This window comes from Streptomyces sp. Je 1-369 (genome assembly GCF_026810505.1).
In the GTDB taxonomy this organism is placed as follows: domain Bacteria; phylum Actinomycetota; class Actinomycetes; order Streptomycetales; family Streptomycetaceae; genus Streptomyces.
In genome coordinates, this window is sequence record NZ_CP101750.1 from 2544131 (window position 1) to 2561218 (window position 17088).

Here is a 17088-nt window from a genome sequence, read left to right on the forward strand (position 1 = left end):
ACGGCGCGCCGTACCGCGACGCGGATCACAGCTTCGACCACACGCTGCCGCTGGACCGCTGTACGCCGACGGGGAGCGGGTGGGGTCCGTCGCGGCCTCGATCCCCCTCCCCCTGCGCTCCATCGGCACGGAGCAGGCGAGCCTGCGGGGCGACCTGGACGACCTGGTCACGTGGGACGAGGCGGTGAGCCCCGCCGAGGTCGCGCGCCTGGAGTGAGCGACCTCGGCGGGGCGCGCCCTCAGCCGAGTGCCGCGACCCTGTCGCGGTACCCGCGCACGGGCGCCGCGTCCCGGTACGGCTCCAGGCGGCGCTCGAACTCGCGCACGTATTCGTACGCCCGCGCGGACCGCATCTCGCCCGCCGCCTGCGCCGCCTCGGAGCCCAGCTGACAGGCCGTCTCCAGCTCGCCGAGGCCGAGCCGCGCGGTGGCGAGCACCACCCGGCAGAAGAGCCTGCTGCGCGCGAAGGCGGGGGCGCGCAGCTGGAGCGAGCGCTCGGCGTGCTGGGCCGCGGCGCGGTACTGCTGGAGGTCGCGGTAGCTGTGCCCGAAGTCGTCCGCGAGCTGCGCCTCGTCGAAGAAGCGCGCCCAGTGCGGCACGTCGTCGCCGGGCCGCGCCGCCTCCAGGGACCGTTCGGCCCGCACGAGCGCTGCCGTGCAGGCCCGCACCTCGCCGAGCACTCCGTGGCCCCGCGCCTCCGCGGCGTACAGCAGCGACTGCACGACGTGCGGCGCCGCGGAGCCGACGCCCTGCTGGGCCACCCGCGCGAGCTGCACGGCCTCGCGCCCATGGCCGAGGTAGACGGCCTGTCGGCTCATCGTGACCAGGACGTACGAGCCGTACGCCCGGTCGCCCGCCGCCTGCGCGAGGCGGAGCGCCTGGACGTAGTACCGCTGGGCGAGGCCGTGGGCCGCGATGTCGTACGAGGTCCAGCCCGCGAGGCGGGTGAGGTCGGCGGCGGCTCCGAAGAGCCTGCGTCCGGCCTGCTCTCCGTAGACCCCGCGGAGCATCGGCTCGGCCTCGTGCTCCAGATAGCGGACGAGGGCCTGCCGGGCGTGCCCGCCGCCGTACGCGTGGTCGAGGGCGCGGAACAGCTCGCCCACGGAGCGCAGCGCCGCGATGTCCCCGTTGCTGACCCGCAGGCCGGGGCCGCGCTCGGAACCCTGCCGCTGCCGGGGCACGACGGGGCGGCCCTGCACGGGGACGCGGGTGTGGGGCGGGTGGACGGCGTCGCCGTGGCCGACGCGTTCGTCGGCGCGGCCGATCAGCCAGTCCCGGCTCGGCACCACGAGTCCGGCCGGGGTGAACGCGATCTTCCGCAGCTCCGCGTGGCTCCCGGAGTCCTTGCGCCACAGCCCGCCGACGATGTCGACGGCCTCCTCGGGGGTCGCGGCGAATTCCAGTCCCGCGTAGACCGGGGCACACGCGTCGAGCCCGAGGTCCTGGGCGGAGAGCCGGCGCCCCAGCCTCCTGGTGAAGACCTCGGCGATCAGGGCCGGTGTGGTGCCTCTGGGCTGCTGGCCGCGGAGCCAGCGGGTCACGGACGTCTTGTCGTAGCGCAGGTCCAGGCCGTGCTCGAGGCCCAGCTGGTCGACGCGGCGGGCGAGGCCCGCATTGGAGAATCCGGCTTCCGAGATGAGCGCGGCTAGCTGGCGGTTCGGGGTGCGCTGCGGGGGTCGTTCCGTCATCGGCTGTGCGGTCTCCTGCCTTTCGGGCCTGCCTTGAGCAGCCCTTATGGCCTCGTGAACGGCGTGAATGTAGCGGCCGTGGCAGCCCGTGTACGCACCTTGCGGGGCCTTTCATCCGATCGTGTGAGGAACCCGGGCCGAGGTTGCCGCCGGAGGGGGCCCGTACAGTGGCAGGGGCGCGATATGTGCACGGTGAACGTTCAGGGAGGCACCTGCCGTGAGTGAGTTTCGGTTCGTCCGGCTGGGCTTCGGCCCGGACTCCGTGGAGTACCAAGAGGCCTGGGACGAGCAGCGCCGCGTGCACGCCGCCCGCTTCGCCGACGAGGTCCCCGACACCTGTCTCCTCCTGGAGCACCCGCCGGTCTACACGGCGGGCCGCCGCACCGCGGACAGCGAGCGCCCCCTCGACGGCACCCCCGTCGTCGACGTGGACCGCGGCGGCAAGATCACCTGGCACGGCCCCGGCCAGCTGGTGGGCTACCCGATCCAGAAGCTGCCGCGCCCGGTGGACGTCGTGGCGCACGTACGCCGCCTGGAGGAGGCGCTCATCCGCACCTGCGCGGAGTTCGGCCTGGAGACCACGCGCATCGAGGGCCGCAGCGGCGTCTGGGTCCTCGGCGACCCGGTGGAGCAGCGCCCCGCGCTCGGCGGTCTCTCCCTCGACTTCGACCCGCGGCTGCGGGACGACGAGTTCGACGCGCGGTTCAACGGTCCCGAGTACGCCCCCTCGAACGCGGGCCAGCGCCGCGAGGACCGCAAGATCGCCGCGATCGGCATCCGCGTCGCCAAGGGCGTGACGATGCACGGCTTCGCCCTGAACGTGAACCCGGACAACACCTGGTTCGACCGGATCATCCCGTGCGGCATCCGCGACGCGGGCGTGACGTCCCTCTCGTACGAGCTGGACCGCGAGATCACCATCGCCGATGTGCTGCCCGTCGCGGAGCGGCAGCTGCGCGACGTACTGGAGAACGCGGAGCTGAAGCCGCGTGAGGTGGAGCGAGCGGTGGAGCCCGCCGTGGCGTCCGCCGCGGAGCCCGCCTCCGCCTAGGTCGGCACAGGTCGATACCGGCCTTGGGGAATGCACCCCCTTGGCCAGAGGTTGGCCAGAAGTAAGCCCAACGACATCACGGGCGTACCCTGGTGTGCGCCGAAGAATCGAAGCTACAGGGAGCCGATGTGTCCGCAGTCGCACCCGACGGACGCAAGATGCTGCGCCTGGAGGTCCGGAACGCCCAGACCCCCATCGAGCGCAAGCCCGAGTGGATCAAGACCCGGGCGAAAATGGGCCCCGAGTACAACGCCCTGCAGAAGCTCGTGAAGACCGAGGGCCTGCACACGGTCTGCCAGGAGGCAGGCTGTCCGAACATCTACGAGTGCTGGGAAGACCGCGAGGCCACGTTCCTCATCGGTGGTGACCAGTGCACCCGGCGCTGCGACTTCTGCCAGATCGACACCGGCAAGCCGCAGGCCCTCGACCGCGACGAGCCGCGCCGCGTCGGCGAGTCCGTCGTCACGATGGACCTGAACTACGCCACGATCACCGGCGTCGCCCGCGACGACCTGGAGGACGGCGGGGCCTGGCTCTACGCGGAGACGGTCCGCCAGATCCACGCGATGACGGCGGAGCGCGCCGAGGGCTACACCAAGGTCGAGCTGCTCATCCCGGACTTCAACGCCGACCCCGACCAGCTGGCCGAGGTCTTCTCGTCCGAGCCCGAGGTCCTCGGGCACAACGTCGAGACGGTGCCGCGCATCTTCAAGCGGATCCGCCCCGGCTTCCGGTACGAGCGCTCCCTCGAGGTGATCACCAAGGCCCGCGAGGCCGGTCTGGTCACCAAGTCCAACCTGATCCTCGGCATGGGCGAGACCCGCGAAGAGGTCAGCGAGGCGCTGCGCCAGCTGCACGAGGCGGGCACGGAGCTCGTCACGATCACCCAGTACCTGCGCCCCACCCCGCGGCACCACCCCGTCGAGCGCTGGGTGAAGCCCGCCGAGTTCGTGGAGCTGAAGGAGGAGGCCGAGCAGATCGGCTTCTCCGGTGTCATGTCGGGCCCGCTCGTCCGCTCCTCGTACCGCGCCGGACGCCTGTACCAGATGGCGATCGAGAAGCGCGGTGCGTACGTGGCGTCGCAGGCGGTGTGACGGTCGGCGCCGTCGGCGCCGTGACGCGGGCACATGCCGCGCAGCCGCCCACTGTGTGAATCGGCGCACAAGCTCCTACCACCCAGTAGTGGCCGTAATGACGCGGCCCGTACGATCCCCGCAGGTGAAGGGGACCGTATGGGCCGCGTCAGCGTTTTGGGGCCGCGCGTCAACGTTTCATCGGCGTTTGACCGCCCGGTCACGCCCTGGTAACACCAATCAGTGACCCTGGTACTACCGCACGTACAGCCCTACCCATAGCCGTACGCACTGCCTGACCCCTAGCCGTACGCACTGCCTGACCCATAGCCGCTCCCCCCGTCTCGAGCCGCTCTCCAGGAGGGCCCCATCATGCAGGCCGCGCCCGTCCGCGCCACGCAGGTCCGCACGACCGCCACGCCCGTCCGCGCCACCCCGATTCCGTCCGTCGCCGACGCCCTGCGGGCCGTCGAGTCACTGCTGATGAGCGGCGGCCAGCGCACGGCACGGCGCAACGCCTGGACGTCCGTCCTGGAGGATCGGCGCCGTGCGAAGGACCGGGTCGAGGCGCTGCGGGTGCTCGAAGAGGCCGGGACGGCAACCCGCACGTCGTAGCCGCCGCCGGGGCCACGTAGACTCATCGCATGGCGAGGAAGGAATCCACCGCGGCGGATGCGGCCGCGGAGCCAGGGCGACTCAAGCAGATCGCTCTGACCTACAAGATGACCCGGCGGGCCGACTCCAAAATCGGCCTCATCATCGCGGCTGTGGGAATCGTCACCTTTGGTGTCTTCCTCGCAATCGGCTTCTGGGTCGGGCACCCGATCTACCTGGGCATCCTCGGCTTCCTGCTCGCCTTCCTCGCGATGGCGATCGTCTTCGGACGCAGGGCCGAGCGGGCCGCCTTCGGTCAGATGGAGGGCCAGCCCGGCGCGGCGGCCGCGGTGCTCGACAAGATCGGCCGCGGCTGGACGACGACCCCCGCGATCGCGATGAACCGCAGCCAGGACGTGGTGCACCGCACCGTCGGCAAGGCCGGCATCGTCCTGGTCGCCGAGGGCAACCCGAACCGCGTGAAGGGCCTGCTGGCCGCCGAGAAGCGGAAGATGGCCCGCATCGTGGCGGACGTCCCGGTCCACGACGTCATCGTCGGCACGACGGAGGGCACGGTCTCCCTCAAGAAGCTCCGCACGACGCTCCTGAAGCTCCCCCGCGTCCTCACGGGCCCGCAGGTGACGGCGACGAACGACCGCCTGCGCGCGATGGGCGACCTCATGTCGAACATGCCGCTGCCAAAGGGTCCGATGCCGAAAGGTATGAAGGGCGTTCGCCCGCCCAAGTCGTCGCGCTGAAAACTCCGGACCCAGGCCTCTGGGCCCCAGGCCCCGCCTTCTCCCGTCATCTCTACGGACGGGAGAAGGCGGGGCCTCGCCGTTGCTGCGCGTCCGGGTCGCCTCCGCAGCCACCTCCAGTACCCGGTTGTGCGCCGGAGGACGTTCGACGTCGGCCGAGTTCGTTGAATCATTCCCGCGCTCGCTGAATCGAGTGCCATTGCCGCGCTTCACCATTGGCCGTACAGACGGCGGGAAAAGGAGGGAGGACGACAAGAGTCGGGGTGAATTGCAATTCTCGTACCGTCGGTACTGATGGCGACGGTACGCAGGAATTCACTCTGACCGGAAGGAGGGAAAATGCGCAGAGCCGCACTCACTGCGGTCGCGACGCTGATCCTGCTGGGGAGCGTGCAGGCGCCCGCCGTAATTGCCGCGGCGGCGGATTCGACCGCCACGCGGCCCGCGGCCACCGGTCCGGCGGCGACGAAGGAGCAGAACCAGTTCCCCTACGCCACGTGTCGCGGCCACACCGTGGCCTTCGGCTACGAAGGCGTACAGAGCACAGGCAATGACTGGTACGGCCTCTACTGGGCAGGCGCGCAACCGACCCCGAGGGAGCCGTACCGCGGCATGGTGGCCGTCAGGGGCGACTATGGCGGCTACCACTGGATGTGGCAGTGGGCGAGCAAGGCGAAGGAGTGGAGGGCGGACGGCATCAGCGGAGGCAAATTCGACGTCCTCTACTGGTCGTACAGCTTCGAGCAGGAGCGCTATTACGTCGCTGCTCGCAAATCCGTGGAGCTCCGATGCTGACTCCTGTTGCACCCGGACATGGCGCGCGATGAACCGGGTCACGGTGAGGGCCCCGGAACCGGTCGGTTCCGGGGCCCTCACCGTCGTAGCGGAATTACTTCTAAACCCGCACCTGCACGGAGCGGGAGAGGCGGTCGTGGAGGCCGCGGCCGTCGCGGTCCCAGATCAGGGCGGGGATGACGAGGCACAGCAGGATGCTGCGGACCAGGACCCAGCCGGGGGCGAGGCGGCCGCCGCTCTCCGAGATGACGCGGAGCCGGAAGAGGGCCTTGCCCGGGGTGCAGCCGACCGTACCGATGGTCAGCACGCTCATGACGAAGAAGATCCCGAGGGCCCAGTTGCCCATGGCCTGCTGGTCACCGCCCGCGAACAGACCGTATGCGATCACCATGCACAGGCCCCAGTCCACGGCGATGCCGCCCATCCGGCGCCCGGGGCGTGCGATCGATCCCGGCCCTTCCTCGGGAAGCCCCAACTGCTGGCCCCGGTATCCGAAGTCGACTCCGGCGTCCTCGGCGGCGGCGCGGGGGCCGGACAGCCACGATCCGATTGCTTGCCTCTTGTCCACCCGTCCAAGGTACTGCGCGGCTTGTCCCCCAGGGGCGGCCGGGGTGGGACAAGGGGCGGCAACGGGTGCATGCCACACCCGGCTCGGTTAACTTCGACGAAACAAATGGGTCACGCTTGAGAAATCCCCCGTCCTTATGGTCGGGTCCCAGCGTGTGCCACCGCACCGGCCGCACAACGAGCTGCAACCCCGTCCCGCCTCGGGCGGGAGTAGGAGGAGTTGGATGTTGTTCCAGAACGCCGACGACGCAAAGAAGTACATCGCGGACGAGGACGTGAAGTTCGTCGATGTCCGATTCTGCGACCTGCCCGGTGTGATGCAGCACTTCACGATCCCGGCGGCGGCGTTCGACCCGGACGAGGAGCTGGCCTTCGACGGTTCGTCGATCCGCGGCTTCCAGGCCATCCACGAGTCCGACATGGCGCTCCGCGCCGACCTGTCGACGGCTCGCGTGGACCCGTTCCGCCGCGACAAGACCGTCAACATCAACTTCTTCATCCACGACCCGATCACGGGCGAGCAGTACAGCCGTGACCCGCGCAACGTCGCGAAGAAGGCCGAGGCGTACCTGGCCTCGACCGGCATCGCCGACACGGCGTACTTCGGCCCGGAGGCCGAGTTCTACGTCTTCGACAACGTCCGCTTCCAGACGTCGGCGAACGAGAGCTTCTACCACATCGACTCCGAGGCGGGTGCCTGGAACACGGGCGCCGTCGAGAACAACCGCGGCTACAAGGTCCGCTACAAGGGTGGTTACTTCCCGGCCCCGCCGGTCGACCACTTCGCGGACCTCCGCGCGGAGATCTCCCTCGAGCTGGACAAGAACGGCCTCCAGGTCGAGCGCCAGCACCACGAGGTCGGCACGGCCGGCCAGGCGGAGATCAACTACAAGTTCAACACGCTGCTCGCCGCGGCCGACGATCTGATGCTCTTCAAGTACATCGTGAAGAACGTCGCCTGGCGCAACGAGAAGACCGCGACGTTCATGCCGAAGCCGATCTTCGGCGACAACGGCTCGGGCATGCACGTCCACCAGTCCCTGTGGGCCGGTGGCGACCCGCTCTTCTACGACGAGCAGGGCTACGCGGGCCTGTCGGACACCGCGCGCTACTACATCGGCGGCATCCTCAAGCACGCCCCGTCGCTGTTGGCGTTCACCAACCCCACGGTGAACTCGTACCACCGCCTGGTCCCGGGCTTCGAGGCCCCGGTCAACATGGTCTACTCGCAGCGCAACCGCTCCGCGGCCATGCGTATCCCGATCACGGGCTCGAACCCGAAGGCCAAGCGCGTCGAGTTCCGCGCGCCGGACCCGTCCTCGAACCCGTACCTCGCCTTCTCGGCGCTGCTCCTCGCGGGCCTCGACGGCGTCAAGAACAAGATCGAGCCCCCGGAGCCGATCGACAAGGACCTCTACGAGCTCGCCCCCGAGGAGCACGCGGGCGTCGCCCAGGTCCCGACCTCCCTCCCCGCGGTCCTCGACGCCCTCGAGGCGGACAACGAGTACCTCCAGGCCGGCGGCGTCTTCACGTCCGACCTGATCGAGACGTGGATCGACTACAAGCGCACGAACGAGATCGCCCCGATCCAGCTGCGGCCGCACCCGCACGAGTTCGAGCTCTACTTCGACATCTAAATCGCGTAAATCGCGCAGCGAAGCCCCGTCACTCTCCACGGCGAGAGCGGCGGGGCTTCGTCGTGTGCATAGGCCTGATTCCGGCTCAGGGGTAGGTGACGGTCGAGTACAGGTAGTCCGCGGGTCGGCGAGCTCCTCCTCCGTCCAACCCCACGGCGGCGTCTGCCGCTCAGTCCTCAGGCCGCGGCCGCAGCGACGCAGAACTCGTTGCCCTCCGGGTCGGCCATCACGATGTGGTGCCCGGCGGACTCACTGAGGACGTGGCCGCCCGCCTTCAGCAGGCGCTCGGCCTCCGCCTTGATCCGTGCCCACCGCTCATCGGAACTGCCATGCCCCTGAACCCGGATGTCGATGTGCAGACGGTTCTTCGCGGCTTTCGGTTCAGGGACCTTGAGAATGGAGAGCCGGGGGCCGACGCCATCGGGATCGCACAGCCACGCGGCGTCGTCCACGGTCTCGCCATCCGGGAGGTCGAACTGCGCGAGCCACTCCTCGCGGGAGTTGAAGGGGGCGGGCGGCGGCTCGTCGACATACCCCAGGGCTGTCTTCCAGAACTCGGCAAGGAGCAGTGCGTCCGTGCAATCAAGGGTCAGATCGATTCTGGCTGTCATGCCAGGACGGTACTGCGCACCTCTGACAGTCAGGCCGTGCTCGGCCTCTTCGAAGGGCTCCGACGTGGCGGCGGGCCCGCCCCGTCGTCCTCGCAGACACGCACACCATCCGGCGAGTGAACGGCTCCGATTCAGCCGTGTCGAGGCGATCGACCTGCCCGGCACCGTCACCGTCCGGAACCCCGACCCCGTGGTCGCTCACATGGCCTCCTACCAGGCATGGGCGGACCAGCACGACGTACCCTTCGCAGCCACGATCGAGCGGGCCCGGGCCATCCTGGGCGCACACATCGCCCGGCATGGAGCGTTCGAGATCCACTGTCTCGGTGACATCCTCGTCTGCCGCCGCTAGCGGCGACGCCCCTCCCTCCCCCGGGCCGGGCCTGGGGTCGGCTGTTCGGGCAGAGGCCGGTCGTGGACCACGTTCTTCATGACCAGGGTCGAGGTCAGGCGTTGGACTCCTGGGAGTTTCGCGAGTTGCTGGTCGTAGAGCTGTTGGTACGTCGTGAGGTCAGCCGTGGCCACGCGTAGGAGGTAGTCCGGTTCGCCGAACAGGCGTTGCGCCTGGATCACGTGCGGGACCGCAGCCACCGCCTCCTCGAACGTCTCCACCGTGTCCCGGTCCTCCCAGCGCAGCGTGGCGAAGACCAGGGCCTCGAAGTCCAGGCCGACGGCCGCGGGGTCGACCACCGCGCGGTAACCGCGGATCGCGCCCGCGCGTTCGAGGTCCCGCAGGCGGCGGTGGCAGGGCGAGACGCTCAGTTTCACCCGCGCCGCCAGCTCCGTGACCGTGAGGCGGCCGTCCAGCTGTAGCTCGGTAAGAATTTTCCTGTCCATGGCGTCCATGGGGAGATTCTCCCCCGGAACGGCCGCATACCGGGTAAATGCGGGAACACTTTTGGGGGCTTCGCGCCTAATCTCCCTCTTGGAGTCAGAAGCTTTGAGGGAACGGGACACAGGTATATGGATACGGCGACGGTGGCGGCCTTTCTCGCGGTGGATCTGCTGCTGATCTTCACGCCGGGCGCGGACTGGGCGTACGCCATCACCGCGGGGCTTCGGGACCGGTCCGTCGTTCCCGCGGTCGCCGGGCTCATAGCCGGATACGCGGGGTACACCCTCCTCGCCGTCGCCGGGCTCGTGGTGATCGTGGCCAGTTCGGCTACCGTCCTCACCGCGCTCACCGTCGCCGGGGCCGGGTATCTGGTGTGGCTGGGGTGGGGGGTCGTCAGGGCGCCCGTCGCTCCGGCGGCGGATACGGGCGCGGGGGCGGGTGCGGGGGCGGCCCCTGGTGAGGGCGCGTCCTCGGCGTGGCAGGTCGCCCTCAAGGGGGCCGGGACCAGCGGACTCAACCCGAAGGCCCTACTGCTGTACTTCGCGCTGTTCCCGCAGTTCATCGACTCCGCCGGCGATTGGCCCGTCGCCGCGCAGACCGGGCTGCTCGGCACGCTCCACATGACCGCCTGCGCCGTCGTCTACCTCGGTGTCGGCGTGCTGGCGCGGACCGTGCTGAAGGCCCGGCCGTCCGCCGCGCGGGTGGTGACCCGGGCCTCCGGTGCCATGATGATCGTCATCGGCGGGTTCCTGCTGGTGGAGCAGCTCGCCGGTTGATTAGCCCGCACGTATCGCGTATCGCGCATCGCCCATCGCGCATTGGCCGCAGTCTTATAATCTTGCTTTCTCAATTCGCCGCCAGGGAAGCGGTGTTGATTACGGTCATCGGCCCGGCTCTTGTTAATTTGACTCCCCCTGCATCAGCGGATCAGCGCGTCTGTGCGTCTGTGCGTCTGTGCGAAAGCTTTGGAGGAGTCCTTGGTTCGAGTCTGGGCGGCGGGCGGCGGGCTCGCTCTTGTCGCCGCCACGTGCACCTACGTCGCCCTGGGGCCCGCCGGGGTTGCGCAAGGGCAGGGGGACGAGAGAGAGCCGATTCCTACTCTCTTTCTCACGCAGGAACCACACGACGCCCAGATCCCTTCCTCTGACGCCGACGACGACGCGCGCGCCGTCATCGCCTCTCGGTTCACCGTCAAGGACCGTGCCGGTGCGACCGTCGGTGGGGCTTTTGAGACCTGCGCCAAGGAAATGGCCGGGGGGCGTGCGGTCACCGCGTACTGCTCCGGGATCATCGAGATCGAGGGCAAGGGGAAGATCGGCTTTCAGGCGTCTCGTGCGGTGTCAGGCGACCCCACGGATGACCACGCCCTCGTCACGGGTCTCGTCACCGGCGGCACCGGCGCCTACGACGGTGTCGACGGCGAGATGGACCTCACCCCGCCCGCCACCGCCGACGGCACCTGGAGGGCGGAGTTCCACTGACTCCGGTGGCCGTCACGGCGCATGTGACGGCACTACGACGGCGCAGTCGCCGAGCCGTCCGCATGACAGTGCCTCTCGACCTGAACTACGATGCCTACCAGGGAAGTTGGGGGGCTCCCAGGATCCGCCTCCCACGTGAAGGCGGGTGGGAGGCCGAGGTGATCGCGGCGGAGCGGCTGCACCGTTCGGAAGCCACCGAGCAGTCCGAACCGGATGCCCTGGAACTGCGCCGTGCGCACGCGCCCGCCGACGTCAGCGGCAACCCGCACACCGAGGAGCGCACAGGCGTTCCGCCCCACGCCGTGGCCGCCGCCCTCTCCATCGCTCCCCCGGCGGGGATGGACAATCTGCCGCAGAGCACGACCGACGTGTTCGTCGGCCGGTCCGACGACCTGGTGAGCATCCGGCGGTCCCTCGGCATGGGTGAAGGCGTCATCACCCAGCCGCAGACCCTGCACGGTCTCGGCGGCGTCGGGAAGACCGCTCTCGCGCTGCGTTACGCGCTGACGCATCGGCACGGCTACAACGTCATCTGGTGGATCGGCGCCGACAGCCGCGAACAGGTCGATGCCGCCCTCGCCGACCTCGCCGTCTTCCTGCATCCGGGCTGGGCGCTCACCGCCCTGCCCAAGCAGCAGACGGAGTGGGCGCTGCTGTGGCTGCAGGCGCACAGCGGCTGGCTCCTGATCTTCGACAACGCCGAGGCGCCCGCCGATCTCAACCCCTACCTCGGCCGGCTGCACGGGCACGGGCACCAGCTCGTCACCAGTCGCCGCGCCGACGGCTGGCACACCAGCGCGCAGCCGCTGCCCCTCGACGTCCTGGCCTCCGAGTCGTCGGTGAACCTGCTGTGCGGCCTCGCGCTGGCCCACCGGGCGCACGGTCAGGTACCGGTCGATCCGACGCAGGAGGAGCGGCGGCAGGCCGCCGAACTCGCGGGTGAGTTAGGGCACTTACCCCTGGCCTTGGCGCAGGCCGGCGCCTATCTGCGGCAGACCGGTACGTCGTTCGCCGCCTACCGCGCCCTGCTGCGGGAATCTCCCGCTACGGTGCTCGACGCCACCGCGGCGACCGGCGACGCCACTCGTACGATCGCCCGCATCTGGCGGACCACCCTGCGCGCCGTCGACCGGACCGATCCGTCGGCGGTCACCCTGCTGCACACCCTGGCCTGGTACGCGCCCGAGGCGGTGCCGCGCGACGCGCTCTCCGCGCTCAGCGATGTGCTCGGCGATGCGCTTAGTGATGCGCTGGGTGACCTGGGAGTGGCGCCGCCCGGTGGCTCCCCCCGCATCGACGCCGCCCTGCGTCTGCTCGCCGACTACAACATGATCACGCTCACCGGGCAGACCGTCACGGTGCACAGGCTCGTACAGACCGTGCTGCGTACGCCCGCCCTGGCGGACGGTTCCTCTCCGCGGACAGCAGGCCGCGCGGGCCGCGCCTGGGCCGAGGCCGTCATGGTCCGGGCCCTGCCGGACGGACCGCGCGCCGAGCGCGAGGTGCAGGCCCGCTGGCAGGAACTGCTGCCCCACATCCAGGCGTTGGCCGCCACCCGCCCCGTCGGCGTACGGCCGGAGGAAGCCTCCGTGCGGCTGTACGCGCGGGCGGCGGAAGAACTCGTCGCGCGCGACCAGAAAGTGCTCGCCGTCCCCCTGCTGGAAGCCGTCGTCGACGGGCACGTCCTGCTCCACGGGAACGACCATCCGGCCACCCTCGACAGCCGCGACGCCCTCGCCGACGCGCAGAGCAGGGACGGTGACCCGCACCGGGCCGTGGAGTTGTGCCGCGCGCTGATCGCCGATCGCGGGCGGGTGTTCGGGCCCGACCATCCGACCACGCTGGCCAGTCGTCACACGTACGCGCACGCGCTGCGGAAGGCGGGCGAGCATCAGACGGCGGTCCGGGAGTTCGAGGCCGTCGCGGCGGACCGGGCCCGTGCCCTCGGACCGGAGCACCGCGACACGCTCGACAGCCGCGACGGTCTCGCCTACGCGCGCCAGATGGCCGGTGCCCACCAAGCCGCTGTCCAGGAGTACGAGGCCGTCGTCACCGACCGGACGCGGCTCTTCGGGGCCGATGATCCGTCGACGCTCACCAGCCGCAACAGCCTCGCCTACGCCCGTCGTACCGCGGGCGACTACGCACGCGCCATAGCGTTGTACGAGGCGGCGATCGCGGACCGCACGCGAGTCCTCGGAGCCGATCATCCGGACACGCTCACCAGCCGGGGCTGGCTGGCGCACGCCCAGCGGGTGGCCCGGGACCGCCGCGCGGCCGTGGACGGCTTCGCGGCCATCGTGGCGGACCGCACCCGGATCCAGGGGGGTGATCACCCCGACACCTTCGACAGCCGGGCCGATCTCGCGTACGCACACCAGAGCGCCGGGGACCCGGCTGCCGCCGTACGGGAGCTGAGTGACCTCGTCACGGACCGCTCGCGCGTCCAGGGCGCCGACCACCCCGCGACGCTCGACGCCCGCGAGGGCCTGGCGGGGGCTTGCCGGGCCATGGGTGACCACCGGCGCGCCATCAGCCTCTACGAGTCCGCGCTGGCGGACCGGGTCCGCGTCCAGGGTCCGTCCCATCCGGCGACCCTGGACTGCCGGGAGAACCTCGCCTTCGCCTGTTCCGCGGCCGGCGAGCACGCCCGCGCGGTCCGGCTCTTCACGGCCTTGGTGTCGCGGCACACCCGGACCCGGGGCCGTCGGCACCCGGCCACGCTCAAGGCCCGCGACAACGTGGCGTACGCCTACCGTGCCGCCGGTGATCACGCGCGGGCGCTCGCCTGGTGCGAGCCCGTCGTCGCGGACTCCATCGAGCAGCTGGGCCCCGAGCACCCCGCCACCCTCGACAGCCGGGAGCAACTGGCGGTCATCCGGCGTCTGGCACAGCAGTACACCGTCGCGGTCGCGGAGTTCGCCGCCCTCGTCGAGGACCGCACCCGCATCCAGGGGCCGGATCATCCCGACACCCTCGGCGCCCGCATCAGCGTCGCGTCCGCCCGCAACCACGCCGGTGGTCCGGCAGAGGCTGTGCGCGACTTCGAGGACCTGCTCGCCGACCACATCCGGCTGTACGGCCCCGACCACCTCGACGTGCTGAACATCCGGTCCTGGCTGGCCCTGACGTGCCGCCACGCGGGGTCGTACCGACGGGCGATCGAGATGTACGAGCAACTCGTCCTGGACCGCGCCCGCATCCACGGCCCGCGCCACCCGGAGGTCCTCGCGACCCGGTACTTCCTCGCTCTCGCCTGGAATGTCGAGGGCGACTACCGCCGGGCCGCGGCCCTGCTCAGAGAGGTTGCCGCGGAGCGCGCCGCGGTGCTGGGCCCGGACCACCCGGACGTACTCGCCACCCGCAGGAGTCTGGCCGACGCCGTCCGGAGCGCCGGGGAGTACCGGCACGCCACCGCCCTCTACCAGCAACTGCTCGACGACTACGTACGTGTCTGCGGGCCGACCCACCTCTCCACCTTGGCCTGTCGCAACGAGCTCGGCTTCACACGGCAACGGGCGGGCGAATACGCGGCCGCGGTCCGGGACATGGAAGAAGTCGTCGCCGACCGCACCCGCATCCAAGGCGCCGACCACCCCGCCACCCTGATCAGCCGGGTCAACCTGGCCTACGCCTGCCGCGACGCGGGCGAGCACGCACGTGACATCCGCCTCTGCGAAGAACTCGTCGTCGACACGGTGCGGCTGCGCGGCCCGGAACACCCCGCCAGCTTCGCGCGGCGCCGTGAATTGGGGCGTGCGGTCTGCGCGGCCAGGCAGTACACCCGTGGCGTGCAGCTCTACGAACAACTACGGCACGACCAGCAACGCGTGCAGGGCCCGGAACACTGGAGCACGCTGCTCAATCGGGAGCTTCTGGCAGGCGCCCGACTGGCCGAACGGCGGTTCCGCGAAGCCCAGGAGGAGTTCGACGCGCTCGTCGCCGACCGCACCCGGATTCAGGGCCCTCACCACAGGGCAACGCTGGCCGGCCGGTCCTACGCCGCTCACAGCTGCCTGCGTGCCGGGGACCACCAACGCGCCATGTCCCTCTACGAACAGCTCGTCGCCGACCGCGTCCGGGTGCAAGGTCCGGAGCACCCGCAGGTGCTCGCCGCCCGCGATGACTTCGCCGGTGCTGTCCGGGCGGCCGGGGGCCATCGACGTGCGATCGCCCTGTACGAGCAGCTCTTGGCGGACTACGTACGCATCTGCGGCCCGGAGCACCTCGATACCCTGGCCTGCCGCCGTGCTCTCGGCTTCGCACGCCAACTGGCGGAACAGCACACGGCGGCACTGCGGGACGCGGAAGCGCTGGTCGCCGACCGCACCCGCATCCAGGGCGCCGACCACCCCGCGACCCTCGCCAGTCGGGCCGGCCTCGCCTACGCCTGCCACGGCGCGGGCGAACACGCCCGCGCCGTACAGCTCTACGGAGAGCTCGTCGCCGACAGCGTCCGGGTGCACGGCCCGGACCATCCCCTCACCTTCGGCAGGCGCGAGAACCTCGCCGACGTCCACGGCTATTCCGGTGCTCACGGCTCCGCGGTCGCACTGTACGAGGCGTTGGCCGCGGATCGGGCAAGGGTGCTCGGCGCCGATCATCCGGACACCCTCAACACCAGGCGGTGGCTCGCCTGGGCAGTCAAAGGGGCTGGGGATTACCCGCGCGCCATCTCCCTGTTCGAGGCGGCGCTCTCAGACCTGAGGCGCGTGCAGGGACCGGAGCACATCGACACCCTGTCCTGTCGCAACGGCCTTGTCTTCGCGTGGCAAGCGGCCGGTCACCCCACGACCGCACTGCGGGAGGTGGAGGCGCTGGTCGCCGACCGCATCCGCGTCCAGGGCCCCGACCACCCCACAACCCTGGCCGGCCGGGACGACCTGGCGTACGCCTGCCGCTACGCGGGCGAACACACCCGCGCCGTTCAGCTCTACCGGGAGCTCGTCGCCGACCGGTCCCGCGTGCTGGGGCCGGATCACAGTGACACCCTGTACAGCCGCGGCGCCCTGGCCCTCGCCTCCCTCCCCGTCCGCTCCGCCGAGCACGTGATCGCCCTGAGCGAGGCACTCCTCGCCGATCACGTCCGGGTGTTCGGAGCCGACCACGCGAAGACCCTCGCCTGCCGCGAACGCCTGGCCTACGCCTGGCTGCGGGCCGGCGACAGCCATCGTGCGATCAACCTCTTCGAAGCCGTCATCGCCGACCGCTCCCGCAACCCGGGCCCGGGCCATCCGGACACGTCGGCCGGCGTCGCGGCCGCCCACCGGCAAGGCCAGGACGCCTTGCCGACCGTGGTGACGTACTGGAACCGGCTGCAGGACCGTACTCATCCCACCGCCATCGACGCCCTCGCACAGGCGTACAGCGACGCGGGCGACCACGAACGCGCCATCGCGCTGTTCGAAGCGGTCGCCTCCGGCCGGGAGCAGATCCTCGGCGAGGGGCACCCAGCCACCCTCGACAGCCGCACCGGCGCGGTCTTCGCGCGGGCCGCCGCGGGTGACGTACAGGGCGCCTCCGCCGCCGGGGATGATCTGCTCGACGACGTGGAGCGGCTGCTCGGCCCCGACCACCCCCGGGCCCACGACCTCCGTCGGCGGATGACCGCGCTGCTGCCCACTTGGGCGCTGCGGCTGCGGCTCCTCGACGACGAGGTGCGGGCGGGAGAGACCGTACGCGTCGAGGTCCGCATCGAGCGGTCCGGGCAGCACGACACGTCTCCCGCGTCCGAGGCCCCGCAGCTCCCCCCACTCCTCCTCGTCGCCGCGACCCGCTCCGCCGCCACCGTCGAGCCGCCCCTCGCCGAGTACGTCACCGGAGTAGAGCCCGCCGTCTTCGAGTTCACGGCGCCGGAACCGGGCGCGCACCGCCTGCGGTTCACCGTGTACGACCGCGATGTCGGCGTCGTCCTCCAGGACTTGGAGACCAGCATCGACGTCGTGGCCGGCACCCCTTCTCTTGTCGGTGAGGCCCCCGGACCCAGGAGGAACTGAGC

At 70.6% G+C, this 17088-nt stretch carries 15 protein-coding genes; 11 read left to right on the top strand and 4 right to left on the bottom strand.

Features of this window, described 5'->3' with window-relative positions; all coding sequences use genetic code 11:
* Positions 1-79: 79 nt before the first annotated feature.
* Positions 80-217: a hypothetical protein gene (locus NOO62_RS11645; RefSeq protein ID WP_268770812.1), complete on the top strand. Its 138-nt coding sequence runs from the start codon at positions 80-82 to the stop codon at positions 215-217.
* 22 nt (positions 218-239) lie between these two features.
* Here the strand turns inward: NOO62_RS11645 and NOO62_RS11650 are convergent, their stop codons facing one another.
* A complete protein-coding gene (locus NOO62_RS11650) occupies positions 240-1688 on the bottom strand; it encodes a regulator (protein ID WP_268770813.1) in 1449 nt (482 codons plus the stop codon).
* 217 nt (positions 1689-1905) lie between these two features.
* On the opposite strand from NOO62_RS11650, the gene lipB reads away from it, so the two are divergent.
* The 5 genes from lipB (at position 1906) to NOO62_RS11675 (ending at position 5959) form a co-directional block, all read left to right on the top strand.
* Positions 1906-2739, top strand: coding sequence for a lipoyl(octanoyl) transferase LipB (gene lipB / locus NOO62_RS11655; RefSeq protein WP_268770814.1), 834 nt, complete (start codon positions 1906-1908; stop codon positions 2737-2739).
* A 128-nt stretch (positions 2740-2867) separates the two neighbouring features.
* A complete protein-coding gene (locus tag NOO62_RS11660; protein WP_150219043.1) occupies positions 2868-3833 on the top strand; it encodes a lipoyl synthase in 966 nt (321 codons plus the stop codon).
* Between the two features lie 351 nt (positions 3834-4184).
* Positions 4185-4427: a hypothetical protein gene (locus tag NOO62_RS11665; RefSeq protein ID WP_268770815.1), complete on the top strand. Its 243-nt coding sequence runs from the start codon at positions 4185-4187 to the stop codon at positions 4425-4427.
* A gap of 29 nt (positions 4428-4456) precedes the next feature.
* Positions 4457-5164 (top strand): DUF4191 domain-containing protein, encoded by a 708-nt coding sequence (locus tag NOO62_RS11670; RefSeq protein ID WP_268770816.1) that lies wholly within the window; start codon positions 4457-4459, stop codon positions 5162-5164.
* 339 nt (positions 5165-5503) lie between these two features.
* Positions 5504-5959, top strand: a complete 456-nt coding sequence (locus NOO62_RS11675; protein WP_268770817.1) for a hypothetical protein — start codon at positions 5504-5506, stop codon at positions 5957-5959.
* Positions 5960-6059: 100 nt separating this feature from the next.
* Here NOO62_RS11675 and NOO62_RS11680 read toward each other — a convergent pair whose 3' ends face one another.
* Entirely contained in the window at positions 6060-6527 is a 468-nt protein-coding gene (locus NOO62_RS11680) for an RDD family protein (RefSeq protein ID WP_268770818.1), read from the bottom strand.
* Positions 6528-6753: 226 nt separating this feature from the next.
* Here NOO62_RS11680 and glnA point away from each other — a divergent pair, with 226 nt between their 5' ends.
* Positions 6754-8163, top strand: coding sequence for a type I glutamate--ammonia ligase (gene glnA, locus NOO62_RS11685; RefSeq protein WP_268775574.1), 1410 nt, complete (start codon positions 6754-6756; stop codon positions 8161-8163).
* A 176-nt stretch (positions 8164-8339) separates the two neighbouring features.
* Here glnA and NOO62_RS11690 read toward each other — a convergent pair whose 3' ends face one another.
* Positions 8340-8774, bottom strand: a complete 435-nt coding sequence (locus NOO62_RS11690; RefSeq protein ID WP_268770819.1) for a VOC family protein — start codon at positions 8772-8774, stop codon at positions 8340-8342.
* A gap of 202 nt (positions 8775-8976) precedes the next feature.
* On the opposite strand from NOO62_RS11690, the gene NOO62_RS11695 reads away from it, so the two are divergent.
* A complete protein-coding gene (locus NOO62_RS11695; RefSeq protein WP_268770820.1) occupies positions 8977-9126 on the top strand; it encodes a hypothetical protein in 150 nt (49 codons plus the stop codon).
* Here the strand turns inward: NOO62_RS11695 and NOO62_RS11700 are convergent.
* Positions 9123-9620, bottom strand: coding sequence for an Lrp/AsnC family transcriptional regulator (locus NOO62_RS11700; RefSeq protein WP_268770821.1), 498 nt, complete (start codon positions 9618-9620; stop codon positions 9123-9125). The two genes, NOO62_RS11695 and NOO62_RS11700, sit on opposite strands and share 4 nt — an antisense overlap.
* A 117-nt stretch (positions 9621-9737) precedes the next feature.
* On the opposite strand from NOO62_RS11700, the gene NOO62_RS11705 reads away from it, so the two are divergent.
* From NOO62_RS11705 to fxsT, 3 genes are all read left to right on the top strand, one after another.
* Positions 9738-10385: a LysE family translocator gene (locus tag NOO62_RS11705; protein WP_268770822.1), complete on the top strand. Its 648-nt coding sequence runs from the start codon at positions 9738-9740 to the stop codon at positions 10383-10385.
* A 201-nt stretch (positions 10386-10586) separates the two neighbouring features.
* A complete protein-coding gene (locus NOO62_RS11710; RefSeq protein ID WP_268770823.1) occupies positions 10587-11090 on the top strand; it encodes a hypothetical protein in 504 nt (167 codons plus the stop codon).
* Positions 11091-11248: 158 nt separating this feature from the next.
* Positions 11249-17086: an FxSxx-COOH system tetratricopeptide repeat protein gene (fxsT, locus tag NOO62_RS11715; protein WP_268770824.1), complete on the top strand. Its 5838-nt coding sequence runs from the start codon at positions 11249-11251 to the stop codon at positions 17084-17086.
* The last annotated feature ends 2 nt before the right edge of the window (positions 17087-17088 follow it).

Coding starts and splice junctions, on each gene's coding strand:
- NOO62_RS11650 (WP_268770813.1), bottom strand. CDS start 1,688: ATGACGGAACGACCCCCGCAGCGCACCCCGAACCGCCAGCTAGCCGCG.
- NOO62_RS11665 (WP_268770815.1), top strand. CDS start 4,185: ATGCAGGCCGCGCCCGTCCGCGCCACGCAGGTCCGCACGACCGCCACG.
- NOO62_RS11670 (WP_268770816.1), top strand. CDS start 4,457: ATGGCGAGGAAGGAATCCACCGCGGCGGATGCGGCCGCGGAGCCAGGG.
- NOO62_RS11675 (WP_268770817.1), top strand. CDS start 5,504: ATGCGCAGAGCCGCACTCACTGCGGTCGCGACGCTGATCCTGCTGGGG.
- NOO62_RS11690 (WP_268770819.1), bottom strand. CDS start 8,774: ATGACAGCCAGAATCGATCTGACCCTTGATTGCACGGACGCACTGCTC.
- NOO62_RS11695 (WP_268770820.1), top strand. CDS start 8,977: ATGGCCTCCTACCAGGCATGGGCGGACCAGCACGACGTACCCTTCGCA.
- NOO62_RS11700 (WP_268770821.1), bottom strand. CDS start 9,620: ATGGACGCCATGGACAGGAAAATTCTTACCGAGCTACAGCTGGACGGC.
- NOO62_RS11705 (WP_268770822.1), top strand. CDS start 9,738: ATGGATACGGCGACGGTGGCGGCCTTTCTCGCGGTGGATCTGCTGCTG.